The organism is Halomonas sp. DP4Y7-1, assembly GCF_019800705.1.
GTDB lineage: Bacteria > Pseudomonadota > Gammaproteobacteria > Pseudomonadales > Halomonadaceae > Halomonas > Halomonas litopenaei_A.
In genome coordinates, this window is the sequence record NZ_JAHVKS010000002.1 from 58,589 (window position 1) to 79,648 (window position 21,060).

Here is a 21,060-nt window from a genome sequence, read left to right on the forward strand (position 1 = left end):
CTTTTCTCCTTCCCCTATAAACAAGGGAATTCGTATCAGAAAGTCACTCTCCAGAACCTCTTTCACCTACTCTATTCGACTCCCCCTAGAGGCTTAACCACCCTTGATAAAGACCTGCTACTGCCAAGGCAAAAGCACCGACAGTCGCCATAAAAATGATCATCTCGTAGCGCTTGAAAACAGCCTCACCGCGCTCACGCTTAGCCCAGATAAACAGGATCGCGCCTGGCGCGTAGAGAAGCGCCGAGAGCAGCAGATACTGGATACCTCCCGCATACAGAAGCCAAAGGGCATACAGCGTGGCCAAGCCACTGATGCAAGCATCCTTCAGCCGATCTTCCGGGGAGCCCTCGTACCCCTCGCCCTTCAACGTCAGCATGAGGGCATAGGCAGCGGACCAGAGGTAAGGCACCAGAATCATCGAGCTGGCGAGATACAAGAGACTGAGATAGGTCGACTCGCTGAGCAGCGTGAGCAGAAGAAACACCTGGATCAGGCCATTGGATAGCCATAGCGCTTTGACCGGCACCTTGTTGACGTTTTCCCTGCTCAAGGCCGCGGGCATGGTGCCGTCACTGGAAGCGGCACGAAGTATCTCGGCGCACAGTAGCGTCCACGACAGCAAGGCTCCCAATAGCGAGATCGCCAAGCCTGCGCTGATCAGGTATCCCCCCCAGGGACCCACCACATGGCTGAGCACCAGCGCCATGGAAGGGTTTTTAAGACCCGCGAGTTCAGGCTGGGACATGATGCCCATGGACAGGACGTTGACCATGACCAACAGCAGCAGTACACCGAGAAAGCCGAGCACAGTGGCCCGCCCCACATCGCGACGTTCCCGAGCCTTCGAGGAATAGATGCTCGCGCCCTCGACGCCGATGAACACCCACACCGTCACCAGCATCATGTTGCGCACCTGATCCATCACGTTGCCAAGATCAGGGTTGGCCTGCCCCCAGATATCCAGAGTAAAGACGTCCAGCCGAAACCCAATCGACGCCAGCACGATGAACATCACCAGCGGAACCACCTTGGCGACGGTGGCCACGATATTGATATATGCCGCCTGCTGAATGCCCCTCGAGACAAGCCAGTGAACGCTCCATAGCAGCATTGAGGCGCACAGTACCGCGAGCGGCGTATTGCCATCACCGAAAGCGGGAAAGAAGAAACCGAGGGTACTGAAAAGAAGAACGAAATAGCTGACATTTCCGAGCCAGGCGCTGATCCAGTAGCCCCAGGCAGAAGAGAAACCAAGGTAGTCACCGAACCCCGCCTTGGCGTAGGCATAGATACCGGCATCCAGTTCCGGCTTTCGATTTGCCAGCGTCTGAAAGACGAACACCAGCGCCAACATGCCGACCGCCGTAATACTCCATCCGATCAGCATCGCTCCGGGAGACGCACTTGCCGCCATGTTCTGCGGCAGTGAAAAGATTCCTCCACCAATCATCGAACCAACGACCAGCGCAAGCAGTGCACAAAGCCCGAGCTTATGTCTGGGTGTTTCCATGGAGGCTTCCTCGCAGGAAAAAAAGTTTGCCGATTCAGCCTACGCTCTTTTTTCTCCGCGATAACGCCCCAAACCGAGGTATTCCCTTCTTCGGTGACTCGTATCAACAGCGTGAAGTAAGACGAATTTATTCGACATCGATCATGAAATGCGGCTCCACAACACATCATTGATCTGCATGCCTGGACGGCAACGATAGCCACCTCATGTGACCACCACTTGGGTCAAGTATTGGGCACTTTCACGAACGTCCACTCCTCTTCCTCAGGACGCCATAAAAGAGACACCTGCACCAGAAAGCCGCCCAAAAGACGTTGTGAACAGAACAACACACAGCATGGGAGAACGCGCAGAGAATACGAGAACGCGCCGAGACACGACGAACACGCAGGGAGAAAGCACAGGACAAACGAAAAAGAGGAGTCCGAAGACTCCCCTTTCGAGTGTGCTGGCATGGTGCCCCATCCAGCGTGATGTCCTTTCCGATGAGTCTTGGCCGGTCAGTCTTGGCCGGTCAGTCTTGCGCCAAATCCGCCTGACGATAGCCGATCAGGTACAACACGGCATCAAGACCAAGGGTCGAGATACTCTGTCTCGCCTGGGCTCTGACCATGGGCTTGGCCCGGAAGGCAATTCCCAGGCCGGCTGCCGCCAGCATCTTGAGATCGTTGGCGCCATCTCCCACGGCGATGGTCTGCTCCATGGAGATGCCCTCGCGCTGGGCGATCTCGCGCAGCAGCAGCGCCTTGCGATCGGCATCCACAATCGGCTCACGCACCTCACCGGTGACCTTGCCGTCCTCGATGACCAGCTCATTGGCGTGGATTTCATCGAAGCCCAGGCGTTGCTGGAGATAGCGCGCGAAGTAGGTAAAGCCACCGGACAGGATAGCGGTGCGATAGCCCAAGCGCTTGAGCTGAGCCATCAGTGTCTCGACGCCGTCCATTAACGGCAGCTCAGCGGCGATCTCGGCCAGCACGGACTCATCCAGCCCCTTGAGCTTGGACATGCGCTCGCGGAAGCTCTCCTGGAAGTCCAGCTCACCGCGCATGGCCCGCTCGGTGACCTCCGCCACTTCGTCATAGACACCGTGACGCCTGGCCAGCTCATCGATGACCTCGGCCTTGATCAGGGTCGAATCCATGTCGAAACACACCAGACGACGGTGAGTACGCCAGATCGAGTCTTCCTGCAGCGCGATATCCACCCCGTGGGCCGCGCCCAGGGCCAGGGCCTTCTCGCGCAGCGACTCGAGATCGATCTGTTCGCCGCGCAGCCAGCATTCGACGCAGCTGCCTTGGGCCGGTGCCTCGCCGTCCAGCGGCTCGCGTCCGGACAGGCGATGCATCAACTCCACCGTCAGGCCATGCTCTGCCGTCAGCGCGCCCACTTCGGCCAGGATGCCGGCAGGCAGTCGAGGCGCCAGCAAGGTCATGATCCACCGCGGCTGACCCGCGGTCTGACTCCAGCGATGGTACTCCTCGGCGCTGATCTGGATCGCCTGCACATCGAGCCCGAGCTCGTCGCCGGTGTGGGCCAGCGCACCTTCCAGGTCCGCCTCGTGATCCAGCGCCACAAGGGCCTCCAGCGAGACGATGCCAAAGGTCACGCTCTGGTTGATATCGAGAAGTCTTGCCCCGCTGCGGGCCAGCGCCTTGCCAAGTCCGGCCAGCTGGCCAGGACGAGCCTGGCCGGTGGCACGCATCAAGATTCTTCTGGTCATGTAGTCTGTCCTGTAACCTCACCGCCTTGTATGGGGTGGCGACAACGTGAACCCCCACCGAGGATCAGGCCTCGACGCGCTCCAGCCGATCAACCTTCTGCAGACCGCGCGGCAGCTTGCTGCCCCGACGCCCGCGTTCGCCGCGATAGTAGTCGAGTTCGCCATTCTTGAGCGATAGCTTACGTTTGCCAGCATGGACCACCAGGGTATCTCCCGGGGCCAACACGACCAGTCCACGCACGAATTCTTCACGCCGGGCGGCCCGGGCGCCAGGAATGTCGAGCATCTTGTTGCCCTTGCCCTTGGACATCTCCGGCAACTGCTCCAGCGGGAACAGCAGCAGCCGCCCCTCGTTGGATACCGTGGCCACGGTCAGCTCTTCGGCCGCTGGCAGCTCCACCGGGGGCAGCACGTTGCAGCCCTTGGGCAGTGACAGCACCGCCTTGCCGGAGCGATTCTTGCCGGTCAGGTCCTCGAGTCGCGCAACAAAGCCATAGCCGCCGTCGGAGGCCAGCAGGTAGCGGGAGTCGCCGGGAGCCAGCATGACCCCGGCCATATGCGCACCGGCCACCACGTTGACCTTGCCGGTCACCGGTTCGCCCTGGCCACGGGCGCTGGGCAACTGATGGGCCGGCAAGGTGTAGGCACGGCCGGTATCATCCAGCAGTACCAGCGGCTGGTTGGTCTTGCCCCGGGCGGCCAGATGGAAGGCATCTCCCGCCTTGTAGGACAAGCCAGCCGGATCGATATCGTGGCCCTTGGCCGCGCGAATCCAGCCCTTCTCGGACAGCACCACGGTGACCGGGTCGGCACCGACCAGCTCGACTTCGGACAGCGCCTTGGCTTCGCCACGCTCGACGATGGGCGAGCGACGCTCATCGCCGTGTTCTTCTGCCGCCTGTCTGAGCTCCTGCTCGATCAGGTCGGTCATGGCCTCGTCGCTGCCCAGCAGCTCCTCGAGCCGCTTGCGCTCCGCCTCGAGCTCACTCTGCTCGGTGCGGATCTTCATTTCCTCCAGCTTGGCCAGATGACGCAGGCGCAGCTCCAGGATGGCCTCGGCCTGACGATCGCTGAGACCGAAGGCCTCGATCAGGGCGCTCTTGGGCTCATCCTCTTCACGGATGATCCGGATCACCTCATCGATATTTAGGTAGGCGATCAACAGACCTTCCAGCAGGTGCAGGCGATCGTTGACCTTGCCCAGCCGATGCTCCAACCGCCGGCGTACCGTGGTACGGCGGAAATCGAGCCATTCGCCCAAAAGCTCCGGCAGTGGCATCACCCGCGGACGGCCGTCGAGACCGATCACGTTGAGGTTGACCCTGACGTTCTTCTCGAGGTCGGTGGTGGCAAACAGGTGCGCCATCATCGCCTCGATGTCGACCCGATTGGAGCGGGGCTCGATCACCAGACGGGTAGGCTCCTCATGGGTGGACTCATCGCGCAGGTCGGCCACCATCGGCAGCTTCTTGGCCTGCATCTGGGCAGCGATCTGCTCGAGCACCTTGGCCCCGCTGACCTGATACGGCAGCGCGGTGATGATGACCTGGCTTTCTTCCTTGTCGAACTCGTAGCGGGCGCGCATCTTGACGCTGCCACGGCCACTTTCATAGATCTTTCTGAGGTCGGCGCGGGGAGTGATGATCTCCGCCTGGGTGGGAAAGTCCGGTCCCGGCAGGTGCGCCATCAGATCCGCCGTCGTCACCGAGGGGTTACGCAGCACCTGGCAGGTGGCCTCGACCACCTCGCGCACATTATGGGGTGGAATATCCGTGGCCATACCCACGGCAATCCCGGTGCCGCCATTGAGCAGCACGTGGGGCAGCCGTGCCGGCAGCACCACCGGCTCATTCATGGTGCCATCGAAGTTGGGCGCCCAGTCCACGGTGCCCTGGCCCAGCTCACTGAGCAGCACCTCGGCAAACTTCGACAGCCTGGCTTCGGTGTAGCGCATCGCCGCGAAGGACTTGGGGTCGTCTGGGCTGCCCCAGTTGCCCTGGCCATCGACCAGCGGATAGCGATAGCTGAACGGCTGCGCCATCAGCACCATGGCTTCATAGCAGGCGCTATCGCCATGGGGATGAAACTTACCCAGCACGTCACCGACGGTACGCGCGGACTTCTTGTACTTGGCATTGGCGTTCAGCGACAGTTCACGCATGGCGTAGACGATGCGCCGCTGTACCGGCTTCATGCCGTCGCCAATATGGGGCAATGCCCGGTCGAGAATGACGTACATCGAATAGTCGAGGTAGGCCTTCTCGGTGTATTCGCGCAGGGACAGTCGCTCGACGTCGCCCTCCGCCACCTCAATGTCCAGAGTCATGTTCCCTCGTTCTCATCCTGGTCGCCGCAAGCGACGACATGGTATTCCCAGGCGCAACCGGCGCCGCCCGCTCTGCCTCGGCCGGATCAGACGTCGATATCGGCCAGGTTGCCGTAGTCTTCAAGCCAGCTCTTGCGGTCCGAGGCGCGCTTCTTGGCCAGCAGCATGTCCATCATCTCCAGCGTGCCGTCGCCATCTTCCCGGGTCAGCTGCACCAGGCGGCGCGTCTCTGGCGCCATGGTCGTCTCGCGCAGCTGCAGCGGACTCATCTCACCCAGGCCCTTGAAGCGCTGAACATTGGGTGTTCCACGCTTGCCTTCCAGGGAACGCAGAATGGCGGCCTTCTCGCTCTCGTCCAGGGCGTAGAAGACCTCCTTGCCCAGATCGATGCGGTACAGCGGCGGCATGGCGACAAACACATGCCCGGCGTCGACCAGCGAGGGGAAGTGGCGCACGAACAGCGCGCACAGCAGCGTGGCGATGTGCAGCCCGTCAGAGTCAGCGTCGGCGAGGATGCAGATCTTGTGATAGCGCAGCTTGGACAGGTCGGCGCTGGCCGGGTCGGCACCGATGGCCACGGCAATGTCGTGGACCTCCTGGGAGCCGTAGATATCATGGGAGTCGACCTCCCAGGTATTGAGGATCTTGCCGCGCAACGGCAGGATCGCCTGGGTCTCGCGGTTGCGTGCCTGCTTGGCGCTGCCGCCGGCACTGTCGCCCTCGACCAGGAACAGCTCGCTCATGGCGGGGTCCTGACCGCTGCAGTCGGCCAGCTTGCCGGGCAGTGCAGGACCAGAGGTCACCTTCTTGCGGGCCACCTTCTTGGAGCTCTTCTGGCGCCGCTGAGCCGCGCTGATGACCAGCTCGGCCAAGGCTTCTGCCTGGTCCACATGGTGGTTGAGCCACAGCGAGAAGGCGTCCTTGACCACCCCGGACACGAAGCCCGCCACGGTGCGCGAAGACAGCCGCTCCTTGGTCTGTCCGGCGAACTGCGGATCCAGCATCTTCACCGACAGCACGTAGGCGACGCGCTCCCACAGGTCTTCGGCGGTCAGCTTGACGCCACGGGGCAGCAGGCTGCGGTACTCGCAGAATTCCTTTAGCGCATCGAGCAGGCCGGAGCGCAACCCATTCACATGGGTGCCCCCCTGGGCGGTGGGGATCAGGTTGACGTAGCTTTCCATCAACGAGTCGCCGCCTTCGGGAAGCCACTGGATCGCCCAGTCCACCGCCTGCTCGTCGTCGGCAAAGTGACCGACGAAGGGCGAGCTTGGCAGGACCTCGTAGCCGTCGGTGGTCTGGGCCAGGTAGTCGCGCAGACCGTCCTCGAATTGCCAGGTGGTGGCGGTGCCATCGGCCTCGACCAGCTCCACCTTGAGCCCGGGGCACAGCACTGCCTTGGCGCGCAGCAGGTGCTTGAGGCGGCCCACGGCCAGATTGGGACTGTCGAAATAGCTGACGTCCGGCCAGAATCGCACCACCGTGCCCTTGGCCCGCTTGGCCGCAGTACCGATGACGTGCAGATCCTCGACCTTGTCGCCGTGCTCGAAGGCCATGGCGTGGCGCTCGCCATCGCGCAGCACTTCCACTTCCAGGCGCCTGGACAGGGCGTTGACCACGGATACCCCGACACCGTGAAGACCGCCGGAAAAGCGATAGCTCGATGAGGAGAACTTACCGCCTGCGTGCAGGCGCGTCATGATCAGCTCGATCCCCGACACTCCGTGCTCGGGGTGCACGTCGATGGGCATGCCACGACCGTTGTCCGACACCTCGATACCGCCATCATCGCGCACCACTACGCGAATCTCGTTGGCGTGCTCGGCGAGGGCCTCGTCGACACTGTTGTCGATGACCTCCTGCACCAGGTGATTCGGGCGGGAGGTGTCGGTGTACATGCCGGGGCGCTTGCGAACGGGCTCCAGCCCGGAAAGCACCTCGATCGAACTGGCACTGTATTGGGTCATGCGTGGTCCATCATCAGGATGACTGGAATCGTCTCTTTTCTGCCTTGGCGCCAGTCGCGAGGGCCTGCGCCTAATCCATCACCGGCGCCATCACGCCTGGTTCAAGGCGATGCCCGGCGTGGGCGAACACCGCTGGCAGGTAATCGGCCAGGGCATTGAAGCCGTGCTCCCCTCCGGGATGCAGCACCGCTCTGGCGCCGCGATAGGCCTCGAACGCATCGTGACTGTTCAATGTCTCGTCCTGGGTCACCAGCAGCAGCAGGTAACGCCATGGGGTCAAGCTCTCGGGCGTCAGCTGGGCCACCTGGTCACGATGCCCCTGCTCGACCACGAAGCGTTCTCCGGTGTAGGCGTTCACAAAGCTCTGGCCCAGCATAGTATCGACCAGCCGCGCCGGGCGCACCGCCGGATTGACCAATACCGCCTTGAGCCCGTGTCGCTCGGCCAATATCGTGGCCAGAAAGCCACCCATGGAACTGCCCATGACCAGCGGCTGCGGCCCAAGACGCGACATCAAGGACTCACCCAGCGCCAGCGCATCGACGGCACGCGACGGCAGATCCGGGGTCTCGCAGGGCAGGTCCAGTGCGTCGCAGGCGGCCTTGACCAGGCGTGCCTTTGGCGACGCCCCGGCGCTATTGAACCCGTGCAGGTACAAGATGCCGGTGGCGACTGGCGACGTCTGAGGCGTCATGGGGCTCAGCATAACGGAAAACCTGTATAAATGGCCAGTTTGCTGACAGGGCCGCCCCGCTGACCCACTGCGGGAGGCAGGGAGCCAGCGGGAACTGTGATCGCTTCAGCGCTCCCGCGAGGCCTGCCAGGTTGCCTCGATCAGGCCTCGGGTGGAATCGTCCATATCATCAAGACCCTGACGGCCTTCAATGATGTCACGGGTCTCGTTGGCGATCTTCTTGCCCAGTTCAACGCCCCACTGGTCGAAGGGATTGATGCCCCAGATGGTCGCCTGCACAAACACCTTGTGCTCGTACAGCGCAATCAAGGCGCCCAGGGTCTCCGGCGTCAACCGCTCCAGCAGCAAGGTGGTCGAGGGCTGATTGCCACGATAACGCTTGTGCTCGGGCCGTGGGCCGTCCTCGGCAATGGCGTCATCACCCAGCATCAACACGCGCGACTGGGCAAAGCAGTTGGCCAGAGTCAGGCGGTGCTGACCCATCAGGTGCTCACGGGTGGCCGGATCCTCGACATCCTCGTAGCGCGCCAGGGGCGCAATGAAGTCACACTCCACCGCCTGGGTGCCCTGGTGCAGCAACTGGTAGAACGCATGCTGGGCGTTGGGACCGAGCTGTCCCCACAGCACCGGGCAGGTGGAATAGTCCACCGTGTCACCGTCATTGGTGACCGACTTGCCGTTGGACTCCATCTCAAGCTGTTCGAGATAGGCGGCGAAGTACTCCAGTCGGCCGTCGTAGGGCAAGATCGAGTGGGCGCGGATGTCCAGGAAGTTGTTGTTCCAGATACCGGCCAGGGCCAGCAGCACCGGCAGATTGTCGGCCAAGGGCGCCTTCTGGAAATGCACGTCCATGGTATGGGCACCGGCCAACAGGGCACGGAAGCCCTCCATCCCGATCACCAGTGCGATGGGCAGGCCAATGCCCCCCCACAGCGAGTAGCGCCCGCCGACCCACTCCCAGAATTCGAGCTGGTGATCACAGGCGATGCCCCACTCGGCCATCTTCTCGGGACTGGCGGATACCCCGATGAAGTGCTGACGCAGTACCAGCTCATGGTCGACGCCTTCCTGGCGCGAGCCCACCAGCCGGGACAGCAGCCAGTCCCGCGCCGTATTGGCGTTGGACAGGGTGTCGATCGTGGTGAACGATTTTGACGACAGCACGAATAGCGTGGTTTCAGGATCGAAGCGCGTCAGGTAGTCGACCAGCTGCGAGCCGTCCATGGTCGAGGCGAAATGAACCTCCACCGGATGAGTCCCCTGAGGACGATAGTCGGCCAGGGCGTGGGTCACCATCAGCGGCCCGAGGTCGGAGCCGCCCACCCCCAGGTTGACCACGTCACGAATCGGCTTGCCGGTGGCGCCGCGCCACTGCCCCGAGTGGAAGCGCTCGACCATGGTGGCCATCTTGTCCAGGGTGGCATGCACCGCCGGCACCAGGTCTTCCCCCTCGACCACCAGCGTCGCATCGGCGGGCAGACGCAAGGCGGTATGCAAGGCAGGCCGATCCTCGCTGATATTGACCTTCTCGCCGGCCAGCAGACGCTGAGTGGCTGCCGGCACCCCTGCCTCCTCGGCAAGGCGCAGCAAATCCGCGAGGGTGTCCTGATCCCAACGCTGCTTCGACAGGTCCAGCTTGAGGCCAGCCGCTTCCCGGCTGAAGGTGGCGAAACGCCCCTGGTCCTGACGGAACATGTCGCACAGGTGGCGCTGTCCTACCTGTTGGGCCTTGTCCTGCAGGGACCGCCAGGCCTGGGTTTGGTCGATCGTCGGCATCTATCCTCTCCTTGGGCATAGTCTGGGGAGCGGCAGCCTTGGCTGCATCCATGTCACGTCTGCGACGGTTCCCCAGGTCAAAGGTGTGACGGGTCAGCGACGGCAGCTGCCTCATCGTGCAGCACGGGCCCAGGACGCGTACAATCACAGCCCCCGAGCCCGACAACACTGGCAATCCATGAGTGACGCATCTTACCGTGACGCCATCTTTTCCACACCCCTGGACAAGGTAGCGCGCTTTTCGTTCGACGAACGTGTCGTCGCCTGCTTCCCCGACATGATCCGCAGGTCCGTTCCCGGCTACGGCCAGATCCTTGGCATGCTGGGCGTGCTGGCCGAGCGCCATCTGCGCCACGGCGCCCACGTCTACGACCTTGGCTGCTCGCTGGGCGCCGTAGGCCTGGCGCTGGCCGGCCAGCTTCCGCGGGACGCCTTCACCCTGACCGGCATCGACCTGTCCCCGGCCATGGTGGAACGAGCACGTCAGACCCTGGCAGAGGAGTGTCCCGAGCACGCCATCGAGGTCATCGAAGGGGACATCCGTCACATCGATTACCGCCCCAGCGGCATGATCGTGCTCAACTTCACGCTGCAATTCCTGGCACCGGAAGATCGCAACGACCTGCTGGCACGGCTGTATCAGGCGCTGGAGCCCGGCGGCGTTCTGGTACTGTCGGAGAAGATCAAGTCCGGCGACGAGCAGGACAACGCCTGGCTGGTGGAGCGCTACCATGATTTCAAGCGGGCCAACGGCTACAGCGATATGGAAATCAGCCAGAAACGCAACGCCCTCGAGAACGTGCTGATTCCCGATACCCTTGAGCAGCATCATCAGCGCCTGGCGGATGCCGGCTTCGGCCGCTCGCTGACCTGGTTTCAGTACCTGAACTTCGCCTCCATGATTGCCTTCAAGGAGGCTTGAGTGATCCCCGAGCATCAGCGTGATCTGTATCGCGCCTTCCTTGAACACTCCTTTCGCCATGCCGGCATGGGCACCTGGCTTGCCAGACTGCCCGAACAGTTTGCCAGCGGTCTGGACCGTCAGCGGCATGGTGACCTTCCCGCCTGGGAAAAGGCCGTGGCCAAGCTCCCGGCGCTACCTGACAAGCGCCATGTCCACCTTGACCAGGACACCGTCGAGGTATCGCTTGAGCTGGATGAGAGCCGTAAGCGTCAAAGCGAGAACCTGCTTCGGGCGCTGATCCCTTGGCGCAAGGGGCCCTACCGGCTGGCTGGCATCACCATCGATACCGAGTGGCGCTCGGACTGGAAATGGCAGCGCCTGGCGCCGCACCTGGCGCCGCTGCGGGGCCGCAAGGTGCTCGACGTCGGTGGAGGCAATGGCTACCACGCCTGGCGCATGGCCGGGGCCGGGGCCGACTTCGTGCTGGTCATTGATCCATCGCCGCGCTTCTACTGGCAGTTCCAGGCCGTCAAGCACTTCGTCGGCGAGGCCGATGGCGGACGCACCCATTTCCTGCCGGTCGGTATCGAAGACGTCCCTGATCGGCTCGGCTTCTTCGACACGGTGTTTTCCATGGGCGTGCTCTACCACCGTCCATCACCGCTGGAGCACTTGATACAGCTACGGGACGCCCTGCGTCGCGGTGGCGAGCTGGTGCTGGAAACCTTGGTAGTCGAGGGCGATGAAACCCGCGTGCTGGTGCCGGGAGACCGCTACGCCGCGATGCCCAACGTCTACTTCCTGCCGTCGTCCAAGGCCTTGGTTGGCTGGCTTGAAAAGGTCGGATTCTGTGACGTTCGCGTTGTCGATGAAGGCCCCACCAGCCTGGACGAACAGCGCGCGACGGACTGGATGACCTTTCAATCACTGAATGATTTTCTTGATCCAGAGAACCCCCAACTCACCCGAGAGGGACATCCGGCACCACGGCGTGCGGTGATCATTGCCACCCGGCCAGCATGACCGACAGCAAGACGCCCTGCCGAGTCTATCGGCAGGGCGTCGTCATTCGGCACGCCATCGCGGCTTCAGGTGTTAGACGAAGTCCAGCACCATGAAATGAGGGTTGTCGACCAGCACCTCCATGCGGGTGATGTCATCGAGCACCACCAGCCGGTCACCTCCTTCAGTGCGCAGCGACAAGCACTCCTCATGGTCCTCGTTGAACGAGGTGTCTACCGCTTCGCCCTGTTTTTCGACCCCACCCTTCAAGGAAAGCTTGACCGGAAAATGGTACAAGCAAGCAAGTTCAATATTATCGTAGAGATGGCAAGCCACCATGCTCATGCCCTCCCCTGTTGATCAACTCACCTGGGTATCAACTCACCCAAGTATTAACTCACCCAAGTATTAACTCACCTATGTATTAACTTACTGATGTCGAGATCTGTGGATCACGTTGAGATTGCCGATATGCGTCGCCCTGTCGATGCCGTGACATGTGACATATCTCATATGCGAGGCATCCTGCCTTTGGTCTAGCCCAGATACCAGCGCGGCACCATTTGGCTGCACAAACCGCGTTAGTTTCACCGAAAAGCACGAGCCTTGCCGCTCAGAAAGAGCGCTGGTATTGCGCCAATTCGAGCTACCATTCCTGATCCAGCGGATGCTTCCATCGGTTATCCAGAACGGGCATCCAGAACGGGCATCCAGAACGGGCATCCAGAACGGCCATCCCCGCACATAACAAAGGCTCCTGCGTCAGCACGCAGGAGCCTTGTTCACACTGCCTTGACGGCGTCAGCGGTTCAGCAGGTCACGTACATCCTTGGCTTCCCAGTGGGGGAAGTACTTGCGAACCAGGGCGTTGAGCTCCAGCTCGAAGCCTGCCCAGTCGACTTGCCCGACAGACGCGCCCTCGGCACTGGCGGCACCCCGAATCATGCCGGCGCCAACGGTGACGTTGGTCAGACGATCGATGACGATAAAGCTGCCGGTGCCGGCAATCTTCGCATAGTCGTCGATCGGCACTTCGGCTGTCAGCGCTACCCGGCAGCGAGCGATGGCATTGAGCTCAAGCTGCTGCGCCTGGTGACGCTCCAGGGTGTTGACGTCGACCTGGTAGTGAATCGCCTCGACCTGTCCGGACACGGCACGCCCGGCCATGCGGATATCGTATTGGCGACCAGGCACCAGCGCGTCGTCATGCATCCACACGATATCGGCGTCGAAGGCACTCGACAGGGTGATGTCGGCATCGGCTGCCACCAGCCAGTCGCCGCGAGAGATGTCGATCTCGTCTTCCAGGGTCACGGTGATCGCCTGTCCCGGATAGGCGTCATCCAGGTCGCCGTCGAAGGTCACGATGCGCTCGACCTTGCTGAGCTTGTTGGACGGCAACACCTTGACCGACTGGCCAGGGCGCAGGATGCCCGCCTCCAGGGTGCCCGCATACCCCCGGAAATCGAGGTTCGGACGATTGACGTACTGCACCGGGAAACGCAAGTCACTGAGGTTCTGGTCGCGGCTGACTTCCACCGTTTCCAGCAGCTCGAGCAGGGCCGGGCCCTGGTACCAGTTCAGGTTGTCGCCGCGCTCGACCACATTGTCGCCCTTGAGGGCAGACAGCGGTACGAAACGAATGTCCGACGCCGACAGCTGCTCGGCAAAGGCCCGATACTCGGCGACGATCTCGTCGAAGCGCTCCTCGGCGTAGTCGACCAGGTCCATCTTGTTGACCGCGATGACCAGGTGCTGGATGCCCAGCAGGTCGGCGATAAAGCTGTGGCGACGGGTCTGGGTCTGCACGCCGTAACGGGCGTCGATCAGGATCACCGCCAGGCCCGCGGTGGAGGCACCGGTGGCCATGTTGCGGGTGTACTGCTCGTGCCCCGGGGTGTCAGCGATGATGAACTTGCGCTTGTCGGTGGAGAAGAAGCGATAGGCCACATCGATGGTGATGCCCTGTTCGCGCTCCGACTGCAGACCGTCGACCAGCAGCGCCAGATCCACCTCCTCGCCGGTGGTGCCCTTGGTCTTGGAGGCCTGGGTGATGGCCGCCAACTGGTCATCGAAGATCATCTTGGAATCGTGCAGCAGGCGACCGATCAGGGTCGACTTGCCGTCATCGACGCTGCCGCAGGTGATGAACCTGAGCAGGTCCTTGTTTTCGTGCTCGTGCAGATACTGCTCGATGTTGTCAGCAATCAGACTGGACTGGTGAGACATGCTGTACCCCTATGGGTGACCCGACGTCACTCTGGACGTCCGGCCCTTGATCTGTCATCTGCGTCCTTGTCCCCGGTCACTGTCGGCCGGGGCAAGGCGCGTGGCTGCGTGCGGTCGGTGCCGTCGTCAGAAGTAGCCTTCGCGCTTCTTCTTCTCCATGGAGCCGGCCTGATCGTGGTCGATGGCGCGGCCGGAGCGCTCGCTGGTACGGGTCAGCAGCATCTCCTGGATGATCTCAGGCAGGGTCTGGGCCTTCGACTCCACCGCACCGGTCAGCGGATAGCAGCCCAGGGTCCTGAAGCGCACCCACTTTTCCTCGGGCTGCTCGCCCTCGGCCAGGGGCATGCGCTCGTCGTCGACCATGATCTGCATGCCGTCACGCTCGACCACCGGACGCGGGGCCGAAAAGTACAGCGGCACGATGTCGATGTTTTCGAGATAGATGTACTGCCAGATGTCCAGCTCGGTCCAGTTGGACAGCGGGAAAGCGCGAATCGACTCGCCCTTGTTGATGCGTGCGTTGTACAGGTTCCAGAGCTCGGGGCGCTGATTCTTGGGGTCCCAGCGGTGATGCTTGTCACGGAACGAGAACACGCGCTCCTTGGCCCGGCTGGCCTCTTCATCACGGCGGGCGCCACCGAAGGCAGCGTCGAACCCGTACTTGTCCAGCGCCTGCTTCAGCGCCTGGGTCTTCATCACGTCGGTGTAACCGCTGGACCCATGGTCGAACGGGTTGATCCCGGCAGCCTTGCCTTCCTGGTTGGTATGGACGATCAGCTCCATGCCCGCCTCTTCGGCCATGCGGTCACGGAAGGCGATCATCTCGCGGAACTTCCAGGTGGTGTCCACGTGCATCAACGGAAACGGCGGCGGCCCCGGATAGAAGGCCTTGCGCGCCAGGTGCAGCATCACCGAAGAATCCTTGCCGATCGAGTACAGCATCACCGGGTTGGAAAACTCGGCGGCCACCTCACGGATAATGTGGATGGACTCGGCCTCAAGCTGCTTGAGGTGAGTCAGTCGCTTCGGCGTAAGAGAAGCCTGAGCGGCTCTCTCGCGGGCTGGTGCGGAAAGGCTGGTCATGACCGGGACACCTCGCATGACGGAAATAAGGAAGATGCTAGCGAGGATACTGCGAAGGGAATAATAACGTAAAAGAATTAATAACTATCTTTTTAGAACCATAAGAACTTTTGCCCGTACGCGCTCAACGACCATCTGCGCCCAACGACCAAATGCGCCCGACGACCCTCTGCGCCCAACGACCCTCTGCGCCCAACGACCATCAGTGCCCAAGCAAGCGACACTGGACATGGGCGCAGGTATGTCAGCAGCGCCTGACTACAGCTCGACCCGTTCCACCCAGGTCAGCCACTCCCCCCCTCGCTTCAGGTCTACCACGCGATAGCCTGGCCGGGACGCCTCATCCACGGCGAACTCATCGCTGCCAGGCAGAAACTGATCCGAGGTAGCCGGACAGGCATACACCTCCACCTGACCATCAGGCAGTGCCCTGGTGCCATGGAAGGCCTGGTGCACATGACCGCACAGGACCATCTTTACCTGCGGATATCGTCCCACCACGTCCCAGAAGTCATCGGCATCCTCAAGCCCCAGGGCGTCGATCCAGGCACTGCCCACGACCATGGGGGGATGGTGCATGACGATCACGGTGGGACGAAGCTCCTGGCCTAGACGCTGATCGAGCGCAGCCAGGGCATCTTCGCCCACCCGGCCGCTGGCCTCGCCCGGTATCTGGGTGTTGAGCTTGAGCACTCGCCAGGCTCCCGCGTCGACCTCTGCCAGCACCTCTCGCTCTGCACTCATCAGCGCCAGATCATCATGATTGCCGGGCAGCCAGAACCACGGACAGTCCAGCGCTGCCAGACGCTCTGTGGCCAGGCGGTACGCGCCTTCGGATTCATCCTGAGCGATGTCACCGGTCACCATCACCAGGTCTGGCCGGTCCAGATCCACCGCGGCGATGACCGCCTCGAGCTGGCGAGCGGGCAGGCCCCGTCGGGAGCGAGCCATGGGATCGGCATACAGGTGGCAATCGCTAAGCTGGATCAAACGCATGGCAATGTCTCGACAGCCCAAACCAAGGAAAGCCCTCCGCCAGGAGGGCCAGCGCAGGGTCAGGGTATCGCAGACAGCGTCGAGCGCAAGCGATCGAGATCAGAGGTTGGGCCCGGAGCTGTGGTCAGGGCAGCTGAGGAAGGTCCATGGAGTGGCCATGGGCCAGGCCGTGATCCAGCCATTCGCCGAGGAAGCGATTGATCTGCAGCTTTTCATCCGGCTGATGCATGTGCGCGTTGGGATAGCGATAGCGCCCATCGAAATGCCGCCGACGCTGAAAGTCGGTGACTTCTGCCATGCGCACGTCGTGGTACAGGTGCACTCGCATGCGCGGGCTGTCGATGACGCTGTCGAGAACGCCTTCCTGGGTCACGCGAACAATGGTGGTGTAAGGAGCCAACTCTTCGACGTGCAGACGCAGCGCGCCCAGGCGCCGCTCACCATTGCGCAGCTCGACGTCGCGAATCTCGCCCTCCTCCAGGTCACCCAGAAGCCGAGACAGACGGATGTAATTGGCGGTGCACTCGCTTTGCAGGGTGCGCAAGTCCGTTACATAAGCGCTGCGATGGGTCACGTTACCTCCTTGCTCTCAACGATGCGCGTTCGGCAGCCAACCAATGGAAACCGATCAGGCACATGGCGTTATCGAGTCGTCCCTGGCCGAGAAGTTCCCAGGCCCGCTGGAAGGGCAACACATGCACGCGAATATCTTCATGCTCTTCATCAAGGCCATGCACCCCGCCCAGCCCACGGGTGTCGACCAGCCCGCAGAACAGCGTCACGCGTTCGTCGCAGGCACCAGGACTAGGATAGTAGCTATGCAGCAGGATGAGGTCACCGACCTCGCAGCCCGCCTCTTCCAGCGCTTCGCGCCGAGCCACATCTTCCAGCGACTCATCCTTGTCGACCAGTCCGGCCACGCACTCCAGCTTCCACGGGGTGTGGGGATCTTGCAGCGCTCCCGCGCGAATCTGCTCCACCAGCACGACGCTGTCGCGCTCGGGATCATAAAGCATGACGCCCACCGCATCGTGACGACTGTGGACTTCCCTCACCACGGGCTCGCTCCAGCCGCCTTCGAACTTGCGATGGCGGTAGGTCAGCTTGTCCAGGCGGAAGAATCCCTGGTACAGGCAGTCCCGTGACACCAGCTCGACATCCTGAACGGTGAAGGGGGCATCAATGTGGCTCGTTTCCGGCATGGGGGCCTCCGCTGACAGATCGGCCCATTATCCGGATCGGTCATGGGCCCCACAAGGCGAGTCCAGGTGGGGCCTCCTGTCAAGGCGGAAAACAACAGGGAAGTCAGCGGGGGTCAGAGCTCGTTGAGCAGTGCGCGCGCCTCGGCCTTGAGCGCCTGGTCCGAGGCCTCGCGACCGGCACGAACCGAGCCATTGATGGCCTTCTCGGCGTGCTGGCGGGCCTCGGCGTCGCGGCCTTCATCGGCCAGGTAGGCGGCATAGTAGTAGTTGACGTCCACCCCACCCGGGCGAATCGCCAGCGCGCGCTTGAACATCTCCTCGGCCTTGTCGTCATCGCCAAAGGCGACCGGCCAGCCCGGCGCGCGGTCGTACAATGCTCCCAGGGTCACGTAGGCCGAGCCTTCGAGGCCGTTGGCATCCAGTGCGATGGCCCGCTCCAGCGCGCGGCGCGCTGCCTTGGCGTTGTCCAGCGCGCCGAGCCCGCCCTTGGCCTTGGCCAGCGACGCCTCGATGATGCCCTCCCACACCAGCAGTTCGCTGACGTTGGGATTGGCCGAACTCAACGCCCGGGCCTCGGCGGCCAGCGCTGTCAACGGGGCTTCCTGGGCCGACAGGGCGCTCGAGGTGGTAACGCTCTCCCAGCGATTCTTGATCTGGTCGAGCTCACCCTGCCAGGCCAGCGCCACACCACTGGCGAGGCAAGCGGACAGGGTGACAAGCGTCAGCGCCGTTGTGGCCAGCAGCCGACGCGGACGTTGGCGCAAGGACGTGAATGGAACATCAGGCGAGGTGGAAAACAGAGTTCGTGACATTTGGCGGCTCCGGATACTGTTATTGTGATGCACCCTGATGCTGGGTGGTCATGGTGGGCGGCCGAACTGAGCGATCAGGCCAAGCCATCAGGTCAAGCAATGGCGAGCACTGACCGGCTGGGGTGTAGCCCGATACGAGAAACCACATCGCGTTCTGGCGCCCTCCTCGAAATGTAACGAACGTTTGATTTATTCGCCAGTCACATTCTGGCTGAACGCTCACTGCATCGCTCTCCCGGCCTTTCCCCACCACCCAAGGCGCTTGCGCGGCGGCCCAAGTCGCGGCACCCTCGTGGACCTTGTCTGTTTCAACGACTCACCGAGGATCGCCATGAAAGGCCGCAACATGACACGTTGGCGTGACCCGGCCAAGGACCCGCGCCAGGAACCCAAGAGCAACCTGATCACTCAGGAAGGCGCTGATCGCCTCAGGGGAATCCTTGACCACCTCAGCCGGGTCAAGCGACCACAGCTGTCGGCCAAGGTGGGGGAAGCGGCAGCGCTGGGGGACCGCAGCGAAAACGCCGACTACACCTATAACAAGAAGGAGTTGAACCGCGTCATCGGGCGCATTCGCTACCTGACCAAGCGCCTGGACGAGCTGCAGGTCATCGACCGACTTCCCGCCGACACCGACCGGGTGTTCTTCGGTGCCTTCGTCACCCTGGAGGACGAAGACGGCGAAGAGATGTCGCTGCGCATCGTCGGCCACGACGAGACCGATACCAGCAAGCGCTGGATCAGCGTAGATGCGCCCTTGGCCAAGGCCCTGCTGGGCAAGTCACTGGATGACGAGGTGACGGTGGCCGCGCCGGGCGGCGAGACCACCTGGTTGATCACCGAGATTCACTACCGCGCGCCAGGCAAGACCGCCGGCCGCTGACCGAAGCTCACAGGCGCTTCAGCGACGCACCGCGCGGTACACGCGAAAGCGTCCGTTGTCGGCCAGGATCTCGAAGCTACCGAAGGCCCGCTCAAGAGGGTCGGCATAGGGCAAGAAGGCGTTGGCCACGAGGATCAGCTGGCCGCCAGCATCGAGATGGTCCGGCGCCTGCTGAATCAACCGGGCCGCCGGGCCGTAGTCGATGGACCGCTCCTGGTGAAAGGGCGGGTTACTGACAATCGCTGTGAAGCGCTGGCCGTCCAGCGCCGAATAGACATCGCTTTCCAGCACCTCCCCCGTCAGCCCATTGGCCTTGAGCGTGCGCCGCGTGGCTTCTGCCGCAAAGGCGCTGACATCCACCGCCGTGACATCACGCCCCAGCTGCGCCATCCAGGCCGCCAGAATGCCGTCACCGCAGCCCATGTCCAGCACCTTGCCCTGGGGTAGCTGCTGCTCCAGCTGTTCGATCAGCAGTTGCGTGCCCTCATCAAACTTGCCGTGGCCAAACACCCCCGGATGACTCGACAGCTGCAGGCCCGCCGCCTCGAACGAGGTCCAGACCGCTTCAGGGTCCAGCGCCAGTGCGCTGGTGCGCGTCTCGAACAGCGAGCAGCGGCGTGCACTGTCGAGCTTGCGACAGCCCATGCCCAGCGCCGCCAGGACCTTGAGCACTCGCTTGATGCCCCCCTGGTGCTCCCCCACCAGCTGCAGCGGCGTGCCCTCGGGCAGGGTCCGGCACAACCACAGCAGCCACCATTCTCCCAAGGCGTGTGCCTTCGGCCAGAACAGTACCGCCCCCGGGGGTGACGCAGGCTCCGTACTGAAGGGCGACAGCGCCGAACGCTGGCGCGCTTCCCAGGCAGCCCGTACCGAGACGTCAGCGCTGACCAGACAGCCCTCCCCGGCCTCCAGCCAGCTATCTCGCGGCGGCGCGACCCACCACCAGCCACGATAGTCCGCGTCTTGACGCTCAAGCAGCTGGCATACAGCAGTGTCGGCACTCATGGTGTTATCTCCTGACGCTTGGCGTCTGCCGGCAAGGGGCGGCGAAAGGTGTAAAGCAGATAGCGCCCCAGGCGCCAGTGTGGATCCATCTGGCAATAGCGGTGTTCCAGCGCCACCAGCTTTTCCAACTCTCGATCGTCCTGCGGGGGGCGACGTAGATAGTCGTGGAACACCCGGATACCGGCCACGTCCTGACAGACAAGCCCTTCCTGCTCGGCCCAGTCGGTGACCTGAGCATGGGTCAGGGGAGAAATCGGTGTCAGCCGCTGGCGTTGGCCCTTGCCTTCCAGGCGATCTTCCAGCGCCTTGTCCAGGTTGCCCTTGACCACATTGGACAGCCTCAGCGCGTCGCGATTGAACACCATCAGTGACAGCTGGCCGCCTGGGGCTAACAACGAGGCCAGGTGAGAGATCGCCTCGCGAGGGTTGCCCAACCATTCCAGCACCGCGTGACATACCACCAGGGGCCAGGGACCCGGCACCTCGCTGGCCAGTTCCTGCAGCGGCAGCGGCTGATAGCTCGCCTTGTCGGCCACCAGCTCGCGACCGGCTGCGGCCTGCTCGATTCCCGCCTGGGCCCGCTCCAACATCTCGGCAGAGGGCTCAGCCAGCGTTACCTGATGGCCCCGTTGCAGGAACCACTGCGCCTGCTGGCCAAGGCCAGCCCCGACGTCTAGCACCGGCTGCTGCGCCAACTCGAGCATCTCGGGCAGCAGACGATCCAGCAGGGACAGGCGAAGCTCACCGCGCAGGTGGCCGTAAAGTGAGGCCGAGAACTTGTCGGCCAGACCATCGAAATGGCGGTCGCCACGGGGCGACAGCGAAGAGGACGCTGCGGGCGTATCGACCGCTGGCGACGAGCAGGTCGCCTCGGAAAGCGAAGCAGCGGGGCCGTGTGACGGTTGGGACATCGACAGAAACCAGTGAGATCGCACAAAAGGCGCA

Annotated in this window: 18 protein-coding genes; 3 read left to right on the forward strand and 15 right to left on the reverse strand. The window is 62.7% G+C overall.

Annotated features, from left to right (window positions below):
• Positions 1-85: 85 nt before the first annotated feature.
• The 6 genes from arcD to pgi form a co-directional block, all read right to left on the reverse strand.
• Positions 86-1,513 carry an arginine-ornithine antiporter gene (arcD, locus tag KUV72_RS03855; protein WP_222237511.1) on the reverse strand — a complete coding sequence of 476 codons (1,428 nt, stop codon included), beginning with the start codon at positions 1,511-1,513 and terminating at the stop codon, positions 86-88.
• A gap of 514 nt (positions 1,514-2,027) precedes the next feature.
• Positions 2,028-3,236 (reverse strand): phosphoserine phosphatase SerB, encoded by a 1,209-nt coding sequence (serB, locus tag KUV72_RS03860; protein WP_222162841.1) that lies wholly within the window; start codon positions 3,234-3,236, stop codon positions 2,028-2,030.
• A 64-nt stretch (positions 3,237-3,300) separates the two neighbouring features.
• The gene (gene parC / locus KUV72_RS03865; protein ID WP_222162840.1) at positions 3,301-5,562 is read right to left on the reverse strand and encodes a DNA topoisomerase IV subunit A; all 2,262 of its coding nucleotides are present in this window, start codon (positions 5,560-5,562) and stop codon (positions 3,301-3,303) included.
• An 86-nt stretch (positions 5,563-5,648) separates the two neighbouring features.
• The gene (gene parE, locus KUV72_RS03870; RefSeq protein ID WP_206941016.1) at positions 5,649-7,529 is read right to left on the reverse strand and encodes a DNA topoisomerase IV subunit B; all 1,881 of its coding nucleotides are present in this window, start codon (positions 7,527-7,529) and stop codon (positions 5,649-5,651) included.
• Between the two features lie 70 nt (positions 7,530-7,599).
• Positions 7,600-8,235, reverse strand: coding sequence for a YqiA/YcfP family alpha/beta fold hydrolase (locus KUV72_RS03875; RefSeq protein ID WP_222237512.1), 636 nt, complete (start codon positions 8,233-8,235; stop codon positions 7,600-7,602).
• 93 nt (positions 8,236-8,328) lie between these two features.
• On the reverse strand, positions 8,329-9,999 hold the full coding sequence (pgi, locus tag KUV72_RS03880; protein ID WP_206941020.1) for a glucose-6-phosphate isomerase: 1,671 nt from the start codon (positions 9,997-9,999) through the stop codon (positions 8,329-8,331).
• A gap of 178 nt (positions 10,000-10,177) precedes the next feature.
• On the opposite strand from pgi, the gene cmoA reads away from it, so the two are divergent.
• Entirely contained in the window at positions 10,178-10,921 is a 744-nt protein-coding gene (gene cmoA / locus KUV72_RS03885; protein ID WP_206941022.1) for a carboxy-S-adenosyl-L-methionine synthase CmoA, read from the forward strand.
• Complete coding sequence (gene cmoB, locus KUV72_RS03890) at positions 10,922-11,926, forward strand: tRNA 5-methoxyuridine(34)/uridine 5-oxyacetic acid(34) synthase CmoB (RefSeq protein ID WP_222237513.1); 1,005 nt, start codon at positions 10,922-10,924, stop codon at positions 11,924-11,926. It abuts the gene before it with no gap.
• 72 nt (positions 11,927-11,998) lie between these two features.
• On the opposite strand, the gene KUV72_RS03895 is transcribed toward cmoB, so the two are convergent.
• The 7 genes from KUV72_RS03895 to KUV72_RS03925 all read right to left on the reverse strand — a co-directional run bounded on the left by KUV72_RS03895 (position 11,999) and on the right by KUV72_RS03925 (position 18,227).
• Positions 11,999-12,250, reverse strand: a complete 252-nt coding sequence (locus KUV72_RS03895) for a Rho-binding antiterminator (protein ID WP_224851996.1) — start codon at positions 12,248-12,250, stop codon at positions 11,999-12,001.
• Between the two features lie 456 nt (positions 12,251-12,706).
• On the reverse strand, positions 12,707-14,134 hold the full coding sequence (gene cysN / locus KUV72_RS03900; protein ID WP_222237514.1) for a sulfate adenylyltransferase subunit CysN: 1,428 nt from the start codon (positions 14,132-14,134) through the stop codon (positions 12,707-12,709).
• Positions 14,135-14,260: 126 nt separating this feature from the next.
• Positions 14,261-15,217 carry a sulfate adenylyltransferase subunit CysD gene (gene cysD, locus KUV72_RS03905; RefSeq protein WP_206941027.1) on the reverse strand — a complete coding sequence of 319 codons (957 nt, stop codon included), beginning with the start codon at positions 15,215-15,217 and terminating at the stop codon, positions 14,261-14,263.
• 258 nt (positions 15,218-15,475) lie between these two features.
• On the reverse strand, positions 15,476-16,213 hold the full coding sequence (locus KUV72_RS03910) for a metallophosphoesterase (RefSeq protein WP_206941029.1): 738 nt from the start codon (positions 16,211-16,213) through the stop codon (positions 15,476-15,478).
• A 124-nt stretch (positions 16,214-16,337) separates the two neighbouring features.
• Entirely contained in the window at positions 16,338-16,787 is a 450-nt protein-coding gene (locus KUV72_RS03915) for a DUF1249 domain-containing protein (protein WP_222237515.1), read from the reverse strand.
• A gap of 1 nt (position 16,788) precedes the next feature.
• Entirely contained in the window at positions 16,789-17,415 is a 627-nt protein-coding gene (locus tag KUV72_RS03920) for an NUDIX domain-containing protein (RefSeq protein WP_206941033.1), read from the reverse strand.
• Positions 17,416-17,528: 113 nt separating this feature from the next.
• Positions 17,529-18,227: a hypothetical protein gene (locus KUV72_RS03925; RefSeq protein WP_261317344.1), complete on the reverse strand. Its 699-nt coding sequence runs from the start codon at positions 18,225-18,227 to the stop codon at positions 17,529-17,531.
• Between the two features lie 331 nt (positions 18,228-18,558).
• Here KUV72_RS03925 and greB point away from each other — a divergent pair, with 331 nt between their 5' ends.
• Positions 18,559-19,110 (forward strand): transcription elongation factor GreB, encoded by a 552-nt coding sequence (gene greB / locus KUV72_RS03930; protein ID WP_222162834.1) that lies wholly within the window; start codon positions 18,559-18,561, stop codon positions 19,108-19,110.
• An 18-nt stretch (positions 19,111-19,128) separates the two neighbouring features.
• On the opposite strand, the gene KUV72_RS03935 is transcribed toward greB, so the two are convergent.
• Positions 19,129-20,115, reverse strand: a complete 987-nt coding sequence (locus tag KUV72_RS03935) for a methyltransferase (protein WP_222162833.1) — start codon at positions 20,113-20,115, stop codon at positions 19,129-19,131.
• On the reverse strand, positions 20,112-21,026 hold the full coding sequence (locus tag KUV72_RS03940; RefSeq protein ID WP_222162832.1) for a methyltransferase domain-containing protein: 915 nt from the start codon (positions 21,024-21,026) through the stop codon (positions 20,112-20,114). Before KUV72_RS03940 ends, KUV72_RS03935 begins: the two co-directional genes overlap by 4 nt.
• Positions 21,027-21,060: the final 34 nt, after the last annotated feature.